An 18,503-nucleotide genomic window follows, 5' to 3' on the forward strand; every position below is an offset into this window, starting at 1 on the left:
GATGAACCGGGCTTCCCTGCCCGGCTTGCAGCCTTAACTTTCGCGCTTCTCTTCAGCGTCCAGCACCACTTCTTCCGGGCGTAATACGCTGATTAAACGGAAGATCAAAGCCAGGCCAACGCCAACGATGGTTGCCAGCGCCATGCCTTTCAGCTCGGCCGCGCCGATATGCACTTTGGCACCGCTCACGCCGATGATCAGGATCACCGAGGTCAGGATCAGGTTCTGCGCTTTGTTGTAATCCACTTTTGATTCGATCAGCACACGAATACCGGATGCACCGATCACGCCGTACAGCAGCAGCGAGACGCCGCCCATCACCGGCACGGGAACCGCCTGAATCGCCGCCGCCAGTTTGCCGACGCAGGAGAGCAGAATGGCAAAAATCGCCGCGCCGCCAATTACCCAGGTGCTATAAACGCGGGTAATCGCCATTACGCCAATGTTCTCGCCGTAAGTGGTGTTCGGCGTGGAGCCGAAGAAGCCGGAAATCATGGTGGATAATCCGTTGGCGAACATCGAGCGATGCAGGCCCGGATCGCGGATCAGATCTTTCTTCACGATGTTGGCGGTAACCACTAAGTGACCCACGTGCTCGGCAATCACCACCAGCGCGGCTGGCAGAATGGTCAGCATCGCCACCCACTCAAAACGCGGCGTGTAGAAGGTTGGCAGCGCAAACCACGGCGCATTTTCCACTGCGGTCCAGTCGACAATCCCCATCATGTAAGAGAGCGCATAGCCGACCAATACACCGACCAAAATCGGGATGATGGCGAGGAAACCACGGAACAGCACCGAACCAAACACGGTCACCGCCAGCGTGACCATTGAGATGATCACGGTTTTGCTGTCTGGTGATGTGCCGTCAGCGGGCAGCAAACCGGCCATATTCGCCGCCACGCCCGCCAGTTCCAGACCGATAACCGCGACAATCGCGCCCATCGCCGCCGGTGGAAACATCACATCAAGCCAGCCGGTACCGGCTTTCTTGACGATCAGCGCCACAAGGCAGAACAGCAAACCGCAGAGAATAAAACCGCCCAGCGCCACTTCGTAACCCAGCGGCAACAGCAGCAGCACCGGCGAAATAAAGGCAAAACTCGAACCGAGATAAGCCGGGATTTTGCCCTTACAGATAAACAGATAGAGCAGTGTTCCAACGCCGTTAAACAGCAACACCGTGGCCGGGTTGATGTGGAACAGAATCGGCACCAGCACAGTTGCGCCAAACATGGCGAACAGATGCTGCAAGCTGAGTGGAATGGTTTGTAAAAGCGGTGGGCGTTCATTAACGCCGATTGCACGACGGGTCATATTTTTCGCTATCCCCATTGAATATTTTTAGACAAAAAAAAGCCGACTCTCTGGCCGGCTGGTTTCTTTTATTTGGTTCCGAAAATCTTGTCCCCGGCATCGCCGAGTCCAGGAATGATGTAGCCCTTCTCGTTCAATCCCTGATCGATAGATGCGGTGTAGAGCTCCACATCCGGATGCGCTTTCTCCAGCGCGGCAATACCTTCAGGCGCAGCTACCAGCACCAGCACTTTAATGCTGGTACAACCGGCTTTCTTCAGCAGATCGATGGTAGCGATCATTGAACCACCGGTTGCCAGCATCGGGTCGACCACCAGCGCCAGGCGCTCTTCAATGTTCGACACCAGCTTCTGGAAATACGGCACCGGCTCCAGCGTCTCTTCATCACGATACACGCCAACCACGCTGATGCGCGCGCTTGGCACGTGCTCGAGCACGCCTTCCATCATGCCGAGGCCAGCACGCAGAATCGGAACTACAGTGATTTTTTTACCTTTGATCTGATCGATTTCTACTGGACCGTTCCAGCCTTCGATCGTCACACGTTCGGTTTCCAAATCGGCGGTGGCTTCATAGGTCAGCAAGCTGCCCACTTCCGAGGCCAGCTCGCGGAAACGCTTGGTGCTGATATCATGCTCACGCATCAGGCCCAGTTTATGTTTGACCAGCGGGTGTTTGACTTCCACGATCTTCATGATTGTTCTCCCGGAATTGAGTTGAGCTAAAAAAAAATCGCCGGATTATACCGCCTTTTCGCCGCTGCGCCATATGTCATCGGTCAATAGCCTGCGTCATCTAAGGATTGGCGAAAATCTGAGGCGATGCAAAGGCAGCATGAGATGGGACTCGCAAACGTTTGCCTGCGCTGTTAGAATTGCCGCGCTTAATTTTTGCCACCAACCGCAACTCGCGTGGGGATTCCGCAGTGACCGACAAAACCTCTCTCAGCTACAAAGACGCCGGTGTTGATATCGATGCTGGTAACGATCTGGTTGACCGTATTAAAGGCGTAGTGAAAAAAACCCGCCGCCCGGAAGTCATGGGTGGATTGGGCGGCTTCGGCGCGCTCTGTGCGCTGCCGCAGAAGTACCGCGAGCCTGTGCTGGTCTCCGGAACCGATGGCGTCGGCACCAAGCTGCGTCTGGCTATGGATCTCAAACGTCATGACAGCATCGGCATCGATCTGGTCGCGATGTGTGTTAACGACCTGATTGTTCAGGGTGCTGAGCCGCTGTTCTTCCTCGATTATTACGCGACCGGCAAGCTGGATGTGGATACCGCTTCATCGGTCATCACCGGCATCGCCGAAGGTTGCTTGCAGTCGGGTTGTGCGCTGGTCGGCGGTGAAACCGCTGAAATGCCAGGCATGTACCACGGCGAAGATTACGACGTGGCGGGTTTCTGCGTCGGCGTGGTGGAAAAATCAGAAATCATTGACGGTTCGAAAGTGCAGGACGGCGACGTGCTGATCGCGCTGGGTTCCAGCGGCCCGCACTCGAACGGTTATTCTCTGGTGCGCAAGATTCTTGAAGTCAGCCAGACCGATCCGGCCACTAAACAGCTGGATGGCAAGTCACTGGCCGATCACCTGCTGGCGCCAACCCGTATCTATGTGAAAAACATCCTTCGCCTGATCGAACAGGTTGATGTGCATGCGATTTCGCATCTGACCGGCGGCGGCTTCTGGGAAAACATCCCGCGCGTGCTACCAGACAACACCCAGGCGGTGCTGGAAGAGAGCAGCTGGCAGTGGCCAGCCGTGTTCAGCTGGTTGCAGCAAGCAGGCAACGTCAGCCGTCACGAAATGTACCGCACCTTTAACTGCGGCGTGGGCATGGTGATTGCGCTGAGCCCGGCAGAAGCCGATAAAGCGGTACAGCTGATGACCGACGCGGGCGAAAAAGCGTGGAAAATCGGTGTGATTAAAGCGTCTGATTCTGCAGAGCGTGTGGTTATCAATCCATGAAGAAACTGGTTGTACTGATCTCCGGCAACGGAAGCAATCTTCAGTCCATCCTCGACGCCTGCGCAAGCGGGCGTATCAACGGCAGCGTCGCTGCCGTTTTCAGTAATAAAGCCAGCGCCTATGGCTTAACGCGCGCGCAGGAAGCCAATGTCCCGCCGCATGCTTTAGCTGCCAGTGATTTTGCCGACCGCGAAGCCTTTGATCGCCAACTGATGCAGGAGATTGATGCTTACGCGCCGGATCTGGTGGTGCTGGCCGGTTATATGCGCATCCTCAGCAGCGCTTTTGTCGCGCACTATCACGATCGTCTGGTGAATATTCATCCGTCGTTATTGCCGAAATATCCGGGCTTGCACACGCATCGTCAGGCGCTGGAAAACGGCGACGAAGAGCATGGCACTTCAGTGCACTTTGTCACTGACGAGCTGGATGGCGGACCGGTTATTTTGCAGGCGCGCGTGCCGGTGTTTGCTGGCGACAGCGAAGACGAGATCAGCGCGCGCGTGCAGCATCAGGAACACGCGATCTATCCGCTGGTGATCAGCTGGTTTGTTGATGGGCGTTTGCAGATGCGTGAAGGTAAAGCGTGGCTGGATGATAAACCATTGCCGCCACAGGGATATGCACACGACTAACGTAGGGTCGCCATTCATGGCGACCTTCATCACGTCCGCACCATCACCCAAACCGTCCCGTAATGTAATCTTCGGTACGCCGCGCTTTTGGCGAGGTGAAGATGCGATCGGTTTCGTCAAACTCCACTAATTGTCCGTTATGCATAAACGCGGTGTAATCCGACACGCGTGCCGCCTGCTGCATATTGTGCGTCACTAACACCAGCGTGAAATGCTGCTTCAGCGTAGTCATCAACTCCTCGATCACCAGCGTTGAGATCGGATCAAGTGCCGAGGTGGGCTCATCCAGCAGCAACACTTCCGGCTCAATGGCGATGGCGCGCGCAATCACCAGGCGCTGCTGCTGGCCGTTAGAGAGCGTTAAGGCGTTCTGCCCCAGCTGATCTTTCACTTCGCCCCACAATGCCGCTGCACGCAGCGCACGTTCACAGGCTTCATTCAACACGCGACGATCGCGTACGCCCTGCAAGCGCAGGCCGTAAACCACGTTTTCGTAGATCGATTTAGGAAACGGATTCGGCCGCTGGAATACCATGCCAATGCGGCGACGCAGTGCGGGAAGATCCTGATTCGCCTGCATCACCGCGTAATCATCCAGCAGAATCTCGCCTTCGATGCGGCAGCGATCGATCACATCATTCATGCGATTAAAGCAGCGCAGCAGCGTCGATTTGCCGCAGCCGGAAGGACCAATCAACGCCGTGATGCGGTTTTTCGGGATCTGCAGATCAATGTTATTCAGCGCCTGGCGTTCGCCATACCACAGCGACAGCTGATTAACGCGAAGGGCAATGTCGTAGTCGGGCGTCATCAGAAACCTTTTTAGTGCGTCATAAGCCGGTAACGCTCACGCAGCCGATGGCGCAGCGCCATCGCCAGCAGATTGAGCGACAGGATGATCACCACCAGCAGCAAAGCGGTGGCGTAAACCAGCGGTCGATCAGCATCGATATTGGGGCTCTGGAACGCCAAATCGTAGATCTGAAAACCGAGGTGCATGAATTTACGATCGAGGTGCAAATAAGGGAATACCGCATCAACCGGCAGCTCTGGCACCATCTTCACCACGCCCACCAGCATCAGCGGCGCGGTTTCTCCAGCCGCACGCGCCACCGCCAGAATCAGGCCGGTGAGCATGGCGGGTACCGCCAACGGCAGCACCACGCGCCACAACGTTTCCGCCTGCGTTGCGCCCAGCGCCAGCGATCCCTGACGCAGATTATCCGGAATGCGCGACAATCCCTCTTCGGTGGCAACGATCACTACCGGCAGCGTCAGCAGCGCCAGCGTCAGCGCGGCCCACAGCAAGCCCGGCGTACCAAAAGTGGGATTGGGTAAGGCGCTGGAGAAGAACAGCTGGTCGATGGTGCCACCAATCAGCCAGACAAAGAAACCGAGGCCAAACACGCCGTAGACAATCGATGGCACGCCGGCGAGATTCACCACCGCGATGCGCACCAGCCGCGTCAGCGCATTGCGTCCAGCGTATTCGTGCAACCAAACCGCAGCGATGACGCCAAGCGGCATGACGATGATCGACATCAACAGCACCATCAGCACGGTACCAAAAATTGCCGGAAACGCCCCGCTCTCGCCGCCACCGGAAGTCGGTGAATCGCTGACGAATTGCCAAATCTGGCTGAAGAAGTGCAGCGTTTTGTTGGTTAAGGTCATGGCATTCGGATACCACGCATCCACCACCTGCGCCAGCGGGATGGTGTGATCCACGCCGTTCACATCGCGCAGCACCAGCGTATCGCGCTGACTTTCATGCTGCAGATGGGTTAACTGCTGCGCCAGCACGTTGAAGCGGCGTTGTAACGCCGTGCGATTGGCATCAAACTCGGACTGCACTTCCAGGCTGAAGCTGCCGTTACGCTGCTGCTCATCGGCCTGCTGCTGCAGGCTTTCCAGTTGTGCATTCAGGCGCGCCATCTCAATACGGCGGATGTTACTCGCCTGGCGCAGCTGCTCATGTACCTGCTGCAAACGCTGATGCAGCAAGGCATCGCGGCTTTGCGCGGTCATCACTTCATTATCCTGGCGCAGCTCCACCAGCCAGCCATAGGCATTGCCGCCGTTGCGGCGCTGTAGCACCAACACATCGACTGGACGACGGGTTTTCGCCTCACCCTGGCTGTAAAGCACGCGGAAATCCGGCGCGGCAAAGTCACGGTTACCGGTTTTCACCACATAGCGCCACTGTTCGCCCTGCTGCTGCTTTTGCAAAGTTTCGCCCAGCACCATCACCGCGCTGCCTTCCGGTGGCTGGAACTGATATTGATCGACCGGCTGCGGCCAGAAAGCGCGCACGCCTTGCCAGCCGAGCAAACCAATCAACAAGGTAAACGCCAGCAGGCAAACCGCGACAGCCCCGGCGGTGAGCCAGCGCCAGCGATCGTTCTGTTTCATCGCCGTCATCCGTGGCCCTCATGCTGGCTGTAGCGTTGACGCAGGCGCTGACGAATCAACTCAGCGATGGTGTTGATCACCAACGTGAAGATCAACAGTATCAACGCGCTAAGGAACAGAATGCGGTAATGCGCGCTGCCCGCTGCGGCTTCGGGCATCTCAATGGCAATGTTGGCGGAGAGCGCACGCAGACCAGCAAATAAGCCGCCTTCGCTGACCGGCGTATTGCCAGTGGCCATCAGCACAATCATCGTCTCGCCGACGGCGCGGCCAAAGCCAATCATTAATGCAGCGAAGATGCCCGCCGAGGCGCCCGGCAGCACCACACGCGTCAGGGTTTGCCACGGCGTGGCACCCAGCGCCAGCGAGCCCTGCCCGAGCGCGCCCGGCACGCTGAACAGCGCATCTTCCGATAAGGTGAAAATCAGCGGTACCAGTGCAAAACCCATCGCCAGCGCAGCGACTAAGAGGTTGCGCTGTTCGTAATGCGCTAAACGCTCGCCAATGTCCGGCCAGAACAGCGTTGGTAGCCACAGCGTTAACAGCGTAACCACCAGCAACACCGGCAGCAGCAAAATCACTTCAAAGCCGGGACGTCGCCAGCTGGCAGGCAACCGCGGACTGAGCACACCGCACAACAGTAAGGTGGCCGCCAGCACCAGCGGCAGCAGCAACACGCCGACCAGCGCGGTACTGATGTGCGGCGCCAGCCACACGCCAGCGATCAAACCAATCACCACGCTTGGCAGCGCGCCCATCATTTCGATCGCCGGTTTCACCCAGCGTCGTAAACCCGGCGACATAAACCACGCGGTATACATCGCGGCAGCCAGCGCCAGCGGCGTGGCGAACAACAGCGCCAGACTGGCAGCTTTTAGCGTGCCCAGCACCAGCGGCATCAGGCTGAACTTGGCTTGATAGCTGTCGCCCGCCGCAGTGGATTGCCATACCCAATCGGCCTGCGGATAGTTTTCGTACCAGATTTTCTGCCACAGGTTGCGCCAGGTGAAATCCGGCCACGGATTATCTAAAGCAAACTGCTGCCATTCCCCGGCGCGTTCGATGATCAAGGCATCACCGCGCGGCGCGAAGGCCAGCGCCTGAATGCCCGGTGCCAACTGGCGGGTTAAGATCGCGCCCTGCTGCTTGCTGGCGAACAGCTGAACCTTGCCCTGCGCATCGTAAGTGGCAAACACGCGGCGCTGCGGTTCCGGCGTGATGCCGCGCACCTGCTGGCTGCCGTTGTAAGTATGAATCTGTTGCAGACGCGGCCCTTTATCACTGGCGATAGCGAACCATTGCTGCACGCCTTGCGCATCCTGAATCAGCAAGGTGCGTCCACCGGCCAGCATATGCAGACTTTGCGGTGGCAGATTGAGAGTTTGGGTTTCGCGTAGCTGCGCGCCATCCGGCGTGATTTGCCACACGCGCAGTAAGCGCCCGCTGCTGGCGTAGAGTAAGGTGCCGTCCGGCGACAGCAGCAGATGATCGGCCTGCTGCTGCGGCAACAGGATCTGATTTACCTTTTGCTGATTTTCTAGCGTCAGCAGGCTGATGCCGGCTGCGGTTTGCGCGGCAATCAACCATTGATGATCGTTGAGAGACGTCAGCGCCATATTACTGACCGGGCCTTGCGGTAAGCGCAGCGGACGATCGCCGAGCGGGAAACCCCATTCGCCGCTGCCGTTGCGGATAACCGGTTGCATTAACAGCAGTTCGCCCTGCATATTGAGCAGCACGCTGCGGTTATCTGGGCTTGCGATCGCCGCATCAGGCTTGCCATTCAGCGCCAGTGCAGGTGCCGCAGGTTGACCATCGAGCGGGATAAAGCGCGCTTCGTTGCGGCTGATGCGCCAGCCCAAATGCCCGTCGCTGCCCATCGCCAGCATTGGGGCTTTGTCCCACAGCTGAATATTGGTGGTGGCATGCATTCCGGGCGCGCTAAACAGCGGCAGCACCACCCAGATCAGCCAGAAGAACAGCAGTAACATCAGCAGCAAAATTCCCACGCCGCAAGCTGTGACAACGCGGCGCACTACATTATCAGTGGCGCGTCGACGACGGTCGCTAAAGTGGACGGGAATACGATTTATGCTCATGCAGGCCAGGTTACCGGTGGAAACAAGTCGCTATGTTGCCCGTAGCTGATTGATAAGACAACCTTTGACGTTGGACAAGCCTGCCATACTCTCGCCATAATGGTGACGGACACTGAGCGGTAACGCATTTTTGTGCATTTTCCGCCGGACATTCCGTCCAGCATCAGCATCTCGGAGTCAGAATGGGTCAGGATAAGCTGTATATAGAAAAAGAATTAAGCTGGTTAAGCTTCAATGAACGTGTGTTACAGGAAGCCTCGGATAAAAGTAATCCGCTGATTGAGCGCATGCGCTTTCTGGGAATTTATTCCAATAACCTCGAAGAGTTCTATAAAGTCCGCTTTGCCGATCTCAAGCGGCGGATTCTGATCAGCGAAGAGCAAGGCAAACCGACCTCTTTGCGACATCTGTTAAAGAAAATTCAGCTACGGGTACAGAAGTCGGATCAAGAGTTCGACGCGCTGTATAACGATCTGCTGCTGGAAATGGCGCGTAATCAGATTTTCCTGATTAACGAACGTCAGCTGTCACCGAATCAGCAAGAGTGGCTGCGCTACTACTTCAAACATCAATTACGCCAGCACGTCACGCCGATTCTGATTAACCATGACACCGATCTGATCGAATTCCTGAAAGACGATTACACCTATCTGGCGGTGGAGATCATTCGCGGCGACGATATTCGTTATGCGCTGCTGGAGATTCCGTCGGATAAAGTGCCGCGCTTTATTAACCTGCCGGCTGAGTCACCCCGTCGCCGCAAACCGATGATTCTGCTGGATAACATCCTGCGCTACTGCCTTGATGAAATTTTCAAAGGCTTCTTCGATTACGATACGCTGAATGCCTATTCGATGAAGATGACGCGCGATGCCGAGTACGATCTGGTAACGGAGATGGAATCGAGCCTGCTGGAGCTGATGTCGTCGAGTCTGAAGCAGCGCCTCAATGCCGAGCCGGTACGCTTCGTTTATCAGCGCGATATGCCGGATGCGATGGTGGAAATGCTGCGCCATAAGCTGTCGATTTCGAACTACGATTCGATTGTGCCCGGCGGCCGCTATCATAACTTCAAAGATTTCATCGGCTTCCCGAACGTTGGCAAAAGCAATCTGGAAAACCGTCCGCTGCCGCAGATTCGTCACATCGGCTTCGACGGCTTCCGCAACGGTTTCGACGCCATCCGCAATCGCGATGTGCTGCTCTACTATCCGTATCACACCTTTGAGCATGTGCTGGAGTTGCTGCGTCAGGCCTCGTTCGACCCGAACGTGCTGGCGATTAAGATCAACATTTACCGCGTGGCGAAAAACTCGCGCATCATGGATGCGATGATTCACGCTGCTTATAACGGCAAGAAAGTCACGGTGGTGGTGGAACTGCAGGCGCGCTTCGATGAAGAGGCCAACATCCGCTGGGCGAAACGCCTGACCGAAGCGGGCGTACATGTGATCTTCTCCGCGCCGGGTCTGAAAATTCACGCCAAGCTGTTCCTGATTTCGCGCCGTGAAGGTGAGGAAATAGTGCGTTATGCGCATATCGGTACCGGGAACTTCAACGAAAAAACCGCGCGCATTTATACTGACTATTCATTGCTGACCGCCGATGCGCGTATCACCAATGAAGTGCGCCGCGTGTTCAACTTTATTGAGAATCCGTATCGCCCGGTGACCTTCGAGCATCTGCTGGTGTCGCCGCAGAACTCACGCGACATGCTGTATAAGTTCATTGATGCCGAGATTGCCAACGCGCAGCAAGGCAATCCTGCCGGCATTACCTTGAAGATCAACAACCTGGTGGATAATGGTTTAGTTGATCGGCTGTATGCCGCCTCGTCGGCAGGCGTGAAAGTGAATTTGCTGGTACGCGGCATGTGTTCGCTGATCCCCGATTTACCAGGCATCAGTGAAAATATTCGTATTACCAGCATCGTTGACCGCTATCTCGAGCACGACCGCGTCTATATTTTTGAGAACGGCGGCGAGAAAAAAGTGTTCCTCTCTTCCGCGGACTGGATGACGCGTAACATTGATCACCGCATTGAAGTTGCCGTGGCGATTCTTGATCCACGCGTGAAGCAACGCATTCTGGACATTATCGCCATTCTGTTTAGTGATACGGTGAAAGCCCGCATCGTCGATAAAGAGCTGAGTAATCGTTATGTGCCGCGCGGCAACCGTAAAAAGGTGCGTTCGCAGCTGGCCATTTACGACTACATCAAGAAACTGGAACAACCCGAATAACGCCTATGCCAATCTCACATAAAAGTACGCCGAAACCTCAAGAATTCGCGGCAATCGACCTCGGCTCGAACAGCTTCCATATGGTCATTGCCCGCGTGGTGGATGGCGCTTTGCAAGTGCTGGGACGCCTGAAACAGCGCGTGCATCTGGCCGATGGGCTGGATGCGCACAATCGCCTGAGCGAAGAAGCGATTGAGCGCGGGCTGAGCTGTCTGGCGTTGTTCGCCGAACGTTTGCAGGGCTTTAGTGCCGCCAACGTGACGATCGTCGGTACGCATACGCTGCGTATCGCCAGCAACGCCGAAGAGTTCTTGCAGCGCGCGGCTGAAGTGATTCCCTATCCAATCGAAGTGATTTCCGGCAACGAAGAGGCGCGTTTGATCTTCATGGGCGTGGAACACACGCAGCCGGAAAAAGGCCGCAAGCTGGTAATTGATATCGGCGGCGGCTCAACTGAACTGGTGATTGGTGAAGACTTTGAGCCACAGCTGGTAGAAAGCCGCCGCATGGGCTGCGTCAGCTTCGCCAATCTGTTCTTCCCGAAAGGAGAAATCACGCCCGAAAACTTCCGCCGTGCGCGCCTCTCCGCTGCGCAAAAGCTGGAAACCATGGCGTGGCAATATCGTCTGCACGGCTGGCAATATGCGCTGGGCGCTTCGGGCTCCATCAAAGCCGCCTGCGAAGTGCTGCTGGCGATGGGCGAAAAAGAGAAACTGATTACGCCCGAAACGCTGGAGTTGCTGACCACCGAAGTGCTGAAGCATAAGTCGTTCAACGCGCTGAGCCTGCCGGGCTTGTCGGAAGAGCGTAAAGCGGTGTTTGTGCCGGGCTTAGCGATTTTGTGTGGCGTGTTTGATGCGTTAGCGATTCGCGAACTGCGTCTTTCTGACGGCGCTCTGCGGGAAGGCGTGTTGTATGAGATGGAAGGCCGTTTCCGCCATCAGGATATTCGCAGCCGCACCGCGCAAAGTCTGGCCAATCACTACGCGATTGATAGCGATCAGGCGCGCCGCGTGCTGGAAACCACCGAAAAGCTCTATTTGCAGTGGCAGGAGCAGAATCCAAAGCAAGCCAATCCACAACTGTCGGCGCTGCTAAAGTGGGCCGCGCTGCTGCATGAAGTGGGATTGACCATCAATCACAGCGGCATGCAGCGCCATTCGGCCTACATCCTGCAAAACTCCAACATGCCGGGCTTTAATCAGGATCAACAGATGCTGTTGGCGACGCTGGTACGTTATCACCGCAAAGCGGTGAAGCAGGATGAGATGCCACGTTTCACCTTGTTTAAAAAGAAACAGTTTCTGCCGATGGTTTTCCTGCTGCGTCTTGGCACGCTGCTGAATAATCAGCGCCAGGCGACCACTAAACCAGATTCGCTCAAGCTCAGCACCGACGACGGCCACTGGACGCTGACCTTCCCTGCCGGCTTCCTGAGCCAGAATACGCTGGTGCAGCTGGATCTGGAGCGCGAGCAAGCTTACTGGAATGATGTCACCGGCTGGAAACTGATGCTGGAAGAAGAGGAGTAAAGCGGGCAGTTGGCCCGCAATCTGGTTATGACTACACGCCCCGATAACTATTACGCTGAAAAATACGGTCTCACGCCGACCCATTCTGAAGTGCTGGCGGCCCTGCCTCATCTTGAGGTGGGGAAAGCGCTGGATTTGGGCTGCGGCCAGGGCCGCAATAGCCTGTTTCTCAATCAGCATGGCTTTGAGGTGACGGCCTGGGACAGCAATCCCGCCAGTCTGGAACGCCTGAACAGCATCATCGCGGAAGAGAATCTGCAGAACATTCACACCGAGCTGTGCGATCTCAATAGCGTGCGGTTCAACGGCGCCTATCAGTTTGTGTTGTCGACCGTGGTGATGATGTTCCTGCAGCCGGCAACCATTCCGCAGTTGATTGCCGATATGCAGGCCAGCACGCGTAAATATGGCTACAACCTGATTGTGGCGGCGATGGATACCGATGATTATCCCAATACGCAAAACTTCCCGTTTGCGTTTAAATCCGGTGAGCTCAGCCACTATTACCGCAACTGGCACATCGTGAAGTACAACGAAGATGTCGGTGAACTGCATCGTCGTGATGAAAACGGTAACCGTATTAAATGCCGTTTCGCCACGCTGCTGGCGCAGAAAGCCAGCTACTGAGATAACGGCCGCCTTGTGCGGCCGTTACTTTGTCTGATGTTGATCAATGTGCTGAACCTTTTTTGCTCATTTTTCACACAGCGATTGCTTTAGCGATCTAAGTGTGACTAAATATTGCCTCCGCCCAACCGGGCAATTACAGGAACCACCCCGCGTGAACAGCGCTATCTCTGCACGAAGACGTCCCAAAACCGGTACCATGACCCGCGTGGTATTACTGGTCAGCTTCTTAATTTTGTTTGGCCGCCTGATTTTCATCATTCCCGGTGCCATCGAGCATCATCAGCAAAAGAAAGCCATCCCTGAACCGGTCACGCTGAGCACCAGTGATTCGCGCTAAAAAATTGCGGGTCGCCTGTCGCTGCTAAACATTGTCCTTTGAGACAATACTGCTTTTTACGTCCTGTTACCCGCAACGCGCTACACTGTGAGCTGACTTTACAGACACAAGGAACGCGTTATGTCTGCTTCGCATTCACAAAAATTAGCTGAAACCCGCCATCACATCCTCAACCTACTGCTCAACGAGCATGATCTGGTTGATGTTCTGCTGGATAAATCCGTCGATCTTAATGCCGCCGAACTGCGTGACATCACCGACTGGCGTCATGGATTAGAGCGTGAGCTACAACAATTACACGCCGCGGATTTAGCCGACATCCTCGAAGCCTTGCCGGAAGAAGAGCGTCAGGCGCTGTGGCGTTTAGTGCCAACGGCGCAGCGCGGTCACGTGCTGGTTGAGGCTTCAGAAACCGTTTGGGCCAGCCTGACGGAAGAAATGTCTGATCGCGATATTCTGCATGCCATCGAGCCGCTGGATATCGACGATCAGGTATATCTGGCGCGCTACTTGCCGCGTGATTTAACCGGACGTCTGCTCACCACTCTTGAGCCAAGCCTGCGCGCACGGTTGATGAGTGTGATCGAACTGGATCGCGACCGCGTCGGGCAGATCATGGATTTCAACATCCTGACGGTACGCTCTGACGTAACCTTAGCCACGGTGCAGCGCTATCTGCGTAAAGGCAAAAAAATGCCTGACGGCACCGATAAGATCTTTATCACCGATGAACAGAACCAACTGCAGGGCGAACTCACGCTCACGGATATTCTGCTCAACAAACCGAAGATGCTGGTCGCCGAAGTGATGAATCCGCATCCCACTACGTTTCAACTCAACGACAAAGCGGAAGACGCCGCCAGTGCGTTCGAACGTTATAACCTGATCTCCGCTGCGGTAACCGATGCACAAGGTAAGCTGATTGGCCGTATCACCATTGAAGACGTGGTCGATTTGGTGAACGAAGAGAATGAAAGCAACATCCGTAAAATGGGTGGTATCAGCCAGGGCGAAGACGTGTTTGCGCCGGTGCGTAAAGCGGTGGGCAAACGCTGGGCCTGGCTGGCGGTTAACCTGTGTACCGCGTTTGTCGCTTCGCGCGTGATTGGCCTGTTTGAAGCCACCATATCGCAACTGGTTGCGCTGGCGGCGCTAATGCCTATCGTTGCGGGCATCGGTGGCAATACCGGCAATCAAACCATCACCATGATTGTGCGCGCATTGGCGCTGCATCAGGTTGAACCAGGTAACTTCTCGTTCCTGATCATGCGTGAACTCGGCGTGGCATTAATAAACGGCCTGTTCTGGGGCGGTATTATGGGCGGCGTCACCTGGCTGATGTACGACAATCTGCAACTCGGCGGCGTAATGATGCTGGCGATGGTGCTGAACCTGCTACTGGCCGCGCTGATGGGCGTGCTGATTCCGTTAATCATGACTAAGATGAAACGCGATCCTGCCGTTGGCTCCAGCGTGCTGATCACCGCCATCACCGATACCGGCGGATTCTTTATCTTCCTCGGGCTGGCGACGATCTTTTTGCTGCATCATTAAGGCTTTAAACAGTGTGCGTAACGTTGCAGCATCTGCTGTAAATTGAGTTGCAACGTTGCGCGCGCCAGTTCACTCAATGCTGGATTGACCCGCGTTGAACCACGCTGATTTAACCATTCCAGCACATCAATTAAATGCCATAACGCTGTTTTTCCATCATGAATTGGGCGTGGAAACTGCGGGCTGTGGCTCAGCATTAGCTTACGCATGTTCTGCCGCGAAACACCTATCAACTCTGCAATATCGGTCAGCCCGACTAAATCCGGCGCGGCCTCGATCAGTTCAGCATCTGGCAATGCCTGAAAAACATCATCTAACGCGCTGCGCACCGCATCCTGTGCAGTGCTGGCTTCCCGGCTGAACGTCATGCTTAATTTTCCCGCCACACCCGCGCCAATTAACGCATCATCGCAACCTTGCGAGCCGAGACGCTCAAGCGCTTCATCAGTGTCGATTTCATCGTTAAGCTGAAAACGCAGCGTAAACTCAAATTCCATGTTTCACTCCTCGTCACTTAATCCGCTTAGGAATTTCACTGCAGTTATCCACCACCCGCCGTAACAGTTTGGCATGCGTTTCAGGATTTTTTGGCGTGCTCCAGATGCAGGTAATACAGTAATCCCCACATCGACACTCTGCCGAGTTATCTGGGCAGTACATCTTGCCCCACGCATGGTGGCCGCCGATTGCAATTTTCCAACCTCTCGCTTCCGCATACCGCAACGCTTCTTCTACCGCTTTATGCGGATGCCGCTTCCTGTCTGACATCGCTGGTTACCTTATGCTCACCGCACCAAGTTGTCAACTGACAACAATAGAATAATTCGATACTATTTCAGCGGTGAATGCTGCGGTAAATAACCAGAACGGTCTCAACGAGCTGTGCTTGTGTTTTGTGCTGGAAGACAGCGCACAAAATCAAGCGCACAGCCCATGAAGTGCATATAGACTCTGTTGTTAACACTGACCTGATGGAGAAGAAGCATGTTTAACGTGGATGATTTTGTGCAGTCTAAGACCGGTGGCCCAAAGATGCAGGTGCTGCGCGTGGAAGGCGATATGCTGTGGTGCGCTCGTGTTGACGATCACATCAAGCGCGAAATTGAAGTCAGAGCCGATACCGTAAATCCGTATCACGAAGACGGCGATTTTGGCGTCTGCTAAAAAAACGGCCCCAAATCGGGGCCATTTTTAGGGATTGTCGCGCTGTACATTGTCCTGCCCGATGCCGCCAATAAACGGCAGACGCAGCCTGAACGGTGTGAAATCCAGGCCCATGTTTAATCCCAGTAAGTTCACTTCCAGCCCCTCTTCCGCGCCAACTGTCACACCCAACACACCCAGTAGCGAAAGCTGCACGCCGCGACCTGACGGCGGTAAACCCACCGGATTAAGCAGCGAGCGATAATCTTTGCCGAGCGCGTTAGCCGGTAGATCCAGCTTCAACGCCGGTACCTCGCGGCCAATATGCGCCATAAAAGTATTGCTGTTGGGTCCAGGCCAGGCGTGATAGGTCGTCGGCCACGGATAGGATTTTATCGCCGCTTCGATCTGCGGAATCATCGCTTCTGCACTACTGCCGCGATGATCAACCAGCAGACGCGGCTTCGCGCCGTACCAGTAGCCATCCGGGAGATTACTGTTGCGCCGCACCTTATCGCCGCTGCCCCAGCTAATCACTTCATAGCGGTTGTAGCGGGTTTCACCGGCGCGTTTGAAGATAATCCACGGATGCACCGCCACGGCGCCCTTCCAGCCATAGGTCGGTGCCGCATAAACCTGCACGATAGCTTCTGCCGCATAACGCTGAGGATCCGGTGCGATGCCGGCAGAATCACGCCTTGCGGACGCCCAGCCACCGCGTTCAGAGGTGAGCTCACCGCTTCGCGTTGCCTGCGCCAGACTCGCGCCTAATGAAAGCAAGATGATGCAAAGAAAAGAGATCATTACGGCTTTGAAAGGCAACATCGACGGCATCCTGATGAATAAAAATCACTCGCTATCTTGCATCGAAACGAGTGAGTTTGTATTCACTAACTATGCGATTCATTTAGCCGTTTCATTTGCCACCAGAACGTTTGAAATAAAAAGCCCGCAATTAAGCGGGCTTCGTTTTTACGCAGTAATCAAAGCAGACTTTATTCCCACTCGATCGTCGCAGGTGGTTTACCTGAAATATCATAAACCACACGTGAGATGCCGTTCACTTCGTTGATGATGCGGTTAGAGACGCGGCCGAGGAAATCGTACGGCAGGTGCGCCCAGTGCGCGGTCATGAAGTCGATGGTTTCCACCGCACGCAGTGAAACTACCCAATCGTATTTACGCCCATCGCCCATTACGCCAACAGAACGCACTGGCAGGAACACGGTGAACGCCTGGCTGACTTTGTTGTACAGGTCAGCTTTATGCAGCTCTTCAATGAAGATGGCGTCTGCACGACGCAGCAGGTCGCAGTACTCTTTCTTCACTTCGCCCAGCACGCGCACGCCCAAACCTGGACCTGGGAACGGGTGACGATACAGCATGTCGTACGGCAAGCCGAGTTCCAGACCGATTTTACGCACTTCGTCTTTGAACAGCTCTTTCAGCGGCTCAACCAGGCCCATCTTCATCTCTTTTGGCAAACCGCCCACGTTGTGGTGCGATTTGATTACGTGCGCTTTACCGGTGGCAGAAGCCGCCGATTCGATCACGTCAGGATAGATGGTGCCCTGCGCCAGCCACTTCACATCTTCCAGACGCAGTGCCTGCTCATCGAACACTTCAACGAATACGCGGCCAATGATTTTACGTTTGGCTTCTGGATCGTTCTCGCCCGCCAGCGCATCAAGGAAGCGCGCTTCAGCCGCCACGTGCACGATGTTCAGGCCGAAGTGGTCGCCAAACATATCCATTACTTGCTCAGCTTCATTCAGACGCAGCAAACCGTTGTCGACGAACACACAGGTTAGACGCTCGCCGATGGCGCGGTGCAGCAGCATCGCGGTCACAGAAGAGTCCACGCCGCCTGACAGGCCGAGGATCACTTTGTCTTCGCCAACCTGCTGACGAATGCGCTCAACCGCATCTTCGATGATTTTGGCTGGCGTCCACAGCGCTTCGCAGCCGCAGATGTCACGAATGAAACGCTCGAGCATGCGCAGGCCCTGACGCGTGTGCGTCACTTCCGGGTGGAACTGCACGCCGTAGAATTTCTTCTCTTCATTCGCCATGATGGCGAACGGACAGGTTTCGGTGCTGGCAACGGTTTCGAAACCGGCTGGGATGGCGGTGACTTTGTCGCCGTGGCTCATCCACACGTCCAGCAGCGGTTTACCTGCTGCGCTAATCGCATCTTCGATGTCACGCACCAGCGCACTCTGGGTCAGCACTTCAACCTGCGCATAACCAAATTCGCGCTCGTTAGAGCCTTCGACCTTACCGCCCAGCTGCATCGCCATGGTCTGCATGCCGTAGCAGACACCCAACACGGGCACGCCGGCGTTAAACACGTATTCCGGGGCTCGTGGGCTGTTGAGCTCGGTGGTACTTTCCGGGCCGCCTGAAAGAATGATGCCGTTCGGGTTGAACTGGCGAATTTGCTCTTCGGTGACATCCCACGCCCAGAGCTCGCAGTAAACACCCAGTTCGCGCACGCGGCGCGCAACCAGCTGCGTATACTGAGAACCAAAATCGAGGATCAAAATACGATGTTTATGAATATTTTCAGTCGTCATTGAGGCGTTTCCATTGGGATGGACTTAATAATAAAAGCGCCCGGCAAGTGCCGGGCGCT

Annotated in this window: 16 protein-coding genes; 8 read left to right on the forward strand and 8 right to left on the reverse strand. The window is 55.5% G+C overall.

Features of this window, described 5'->3' with window-relative positions:
* Positions 1-33: 33 nt before the first annotated feature.
* Both uraA and upp read right to left on the reverse strand, forming a co-directional pair.
* Positions 34-1,317, reverse strand: a complete 1,284-nt coding sequence (uraA, locus tag AC6I8A_RS14470; RefSeq protein WP_256697087.1) for a uracil permease — start codon at positions 1,315-1,317, stop codon at positions 34-36.
* 68 nt (positions 1,318-1,385) lie between these two features.
* Complete coding sequence (upp, locus tag AC6I8A_RS14475) at positions 1,386-2,012, reverse strand: uracil phosphoribosyltransferase (protein ID WP_008108331.1); 627 nt, start codon at positions 2,010-2,012, stop codon at positions 1,386-1,388.
* A 230-nt stretch (positions 2,013-2,242) separates the two neighbouring features.
* On the opposite strand from upp, the gene purM reads away from it, so the two are divergent.
* Positions 2,243-3,283 carry a phosphoribosylformylglycinamidine cyclo-ligase gene (purM, locus tag AC6I8A_RS14480; protein ID WP_265300245.1) on the forward strand — a complete coding sequence of 347 codons (1,041 nt, stop codon included), beginning with the start codon at positions 2,243-2,245 and terminating at the stop codon, positions 3,281-3,283.
* The gene (purN, locus tag AC6I8A_RS14485; protein ID WP_497818700.1) at positions 3,280-3,918 is read left to right on the forward strand and encodes a phosphoribosylglycinamide formyltransferase; all 639 of its coding nucleotides are present in this window, start codon (positions 3,280-3,282) and stop codon (positions 3,916-3,918) included. Before purM ends, purN begins: the two co-directional genes overlap by 4 nt.
* A 43-nt stretch (positions 3,919-3,961) precedes the next feature.
* On the opposite strand, the gene pstB is transcribed toward purN, so the two are convergent.
* The 3 genes from pstB to AC6I8A_RS14500 are packed head-to-tail and all read right to left on the reverse strand — an operon-like array spanning position 3,962 to position 8,429.
* A complete protein-coding gene (gene pstB, locus AC6I8A_RS14490) occupies positions 3,962-4,729 on the reverse strand; it encodes a phosphate ABC transporter ATP-binding protein PstB (RefSeq protein WP_256697092.1) in 768 nt (255 codons plus the stop codon).
* An 11-nt stretch (positions 4,730-4,740) separates the two neighbouring features.
* Positions 4,741-6,339 carry a phosphate ABC transporter permease PstA gene (gene pstA, locus AC6I8A_RS14495; RefSeq protein ID WP_479486080.1) on the reverse strand — a complete coding sequence of 533 codons (1,599 nt, stop codon included), beginning with the start codon at positions 6,337-6,339 and terminating at the stop codon, positions 4,741-4,743.
* On the reverse strand, positions 6,336-8,429 hold the full coding sequence (locus tag AC6I8A_RS14500) for an ABC transporter permease subunit (RefSeq protein ID WP_256697094.1): 2,094 nt from the start codon (positions 8,427-8,429) through the stop codon (positions 6,336-6,338). Before AC6I8A_RS14500 ends, pstA begins: the two co-directional genes overlap by 4 nt.
* A gap of 182 nt (positions 8,430-8,611) precedes the next feature.
* Here AC6I8A_RS14500 and ppk1 point away from each other — a divergent pair, with 182 nt between their 5' ends.
* The 5 genes from ppk1 to mgtE all read left to right on the forward strand — a co-directional run bounded on the left by ppk1 (position 8,612) and on the right by mgtE (position 14,725).
* Entirely contained in the window at positions 8,612-10,672 is a 2,061-nt protein-coding gene (gene ppk1, locus AC6I8A_RS14505; protein WP_008108325.1) for a polyphosphate kinase 1, read from the forward strand.
* A gap of 5 nt (positions 10,673-10,677) precedes the next feature.
* Positions 10,678-12,204 (forward strand): exopolyphosphatase, encoded by a 1,527-nt coding sequence (ppx, locus tag AC6I8A_RS14510; protein ID WP_008108324.1) that lies wholly within the window; start codon positions 10,678-10,680, stop codon positions 12,202-12,204.
* A gap of 21 nt (positions 12,205-12,225) precedes the next feature.
* Positions 12,226-12,831 carry a tellurite resistance methyltransferase TehB gene (gene tehB / locus AC6I8A_RS14515; RefSeq protein ID WP_154155979.1) on the forward strand — a complete coding sequence of 202 codons (606 nt, stop codon included), beginning with the start codon at positions 12,226-12,228 and terminating at the stop codon, positions 12,829-12,831.
* 154 nt (positions 12,832-12,985) lie between these two features.
* The gene (locus AC6I8A_RS14520) at positions 12,986-13,171 is read left to right on the forward strand and encodes a YfgG family protein (protein WP_265300231.1); all 186 of its coding nucleotides are present in this window, start codon (positions 12,986-12,988) and stop codon (positions 13,169-13,171) included.
* 120 nt (positions 13,172-13,291) lie between these two features.
* Positions 13,292-14,725, forward strand: coding sequence for a magnesium transporter (mgtE, locus tag AC6I8A_RS14525; protein ID WP_265300229.1), 1,434 nt, complete (start codon positions 13,292-13,294; stop codon positions 14,723-14,725).
* On the opposite strand, the gene AC6I8A_RS14530 is transcribed toward mgtE, so the two are convergent.
* Positions 14,722-15,222, reverse strand: a complete 501-nt coding sequence (locus AC6I8A_RS14530) for a helix-turn-helix transcriptional regulator (RefSeq protein WP_256697096.1) — start codon at positions 15,220-15,222, stop codon at positions 14,722-14,724. The two genes, mgtE and AC6I8A_RS14530, sit on opposite strands and share 4 nt — an antisense overlap.
* 487 nt (positions 15,223-15,709) lie before the next feature.
* Between AC6I8A_RS14530 and AC6I8A_RS14535 the strand changes: the two genes are divergently transcribed.
* Positions 15,710-15,889: a GDFGVC terminal motif YodC-like protein gene (locus tag AC6I8A_RS14535; RefSeq protein ID WP_265300223.1), complete on the forward strand. Its 180-nt coding sequence runs from the start codon at positions 15,710-15,712 to the stop codon at positions 15,887-15,889.
* 27 nt (positions 15,890-15,916) lie between these two features.
* Here AC6I8A_RS14535 and AC6I8A_RS14540 read toward each other — a convergent pair whose 3' ends face one another.
* Positions 15,917-16,693, reverse strand: coding sequence for a DUF3750 domain-containing protein (locus tag AC6I8A_RS14540; RefSeq protein ID WP_265300221.1), 777 nt, complete (start codon positions 16,691-16,693; stop codon positions 15,917-15,919).
* 170 nt (positions 16,694-16,863) lie between these two features.
* A complete protein-coding gene (gene guaA, locus AC6I8A_RS14545; RefSeq protein WP_265300218.1) occupies positions 16,864-18,444 on the reverse strand; it encodes a glutamine-hydrolyzing GMP synthase in 1,581 nt (526 codons plus the stop codon).
* Between the last annotated feature and the right edge of the window lie 59 nt (positions 18,445-18,503).

The sequence above is a fragment of the Pantoea sp. X-Soil-ISGK-275 genome (assembly GCF_059730795.1).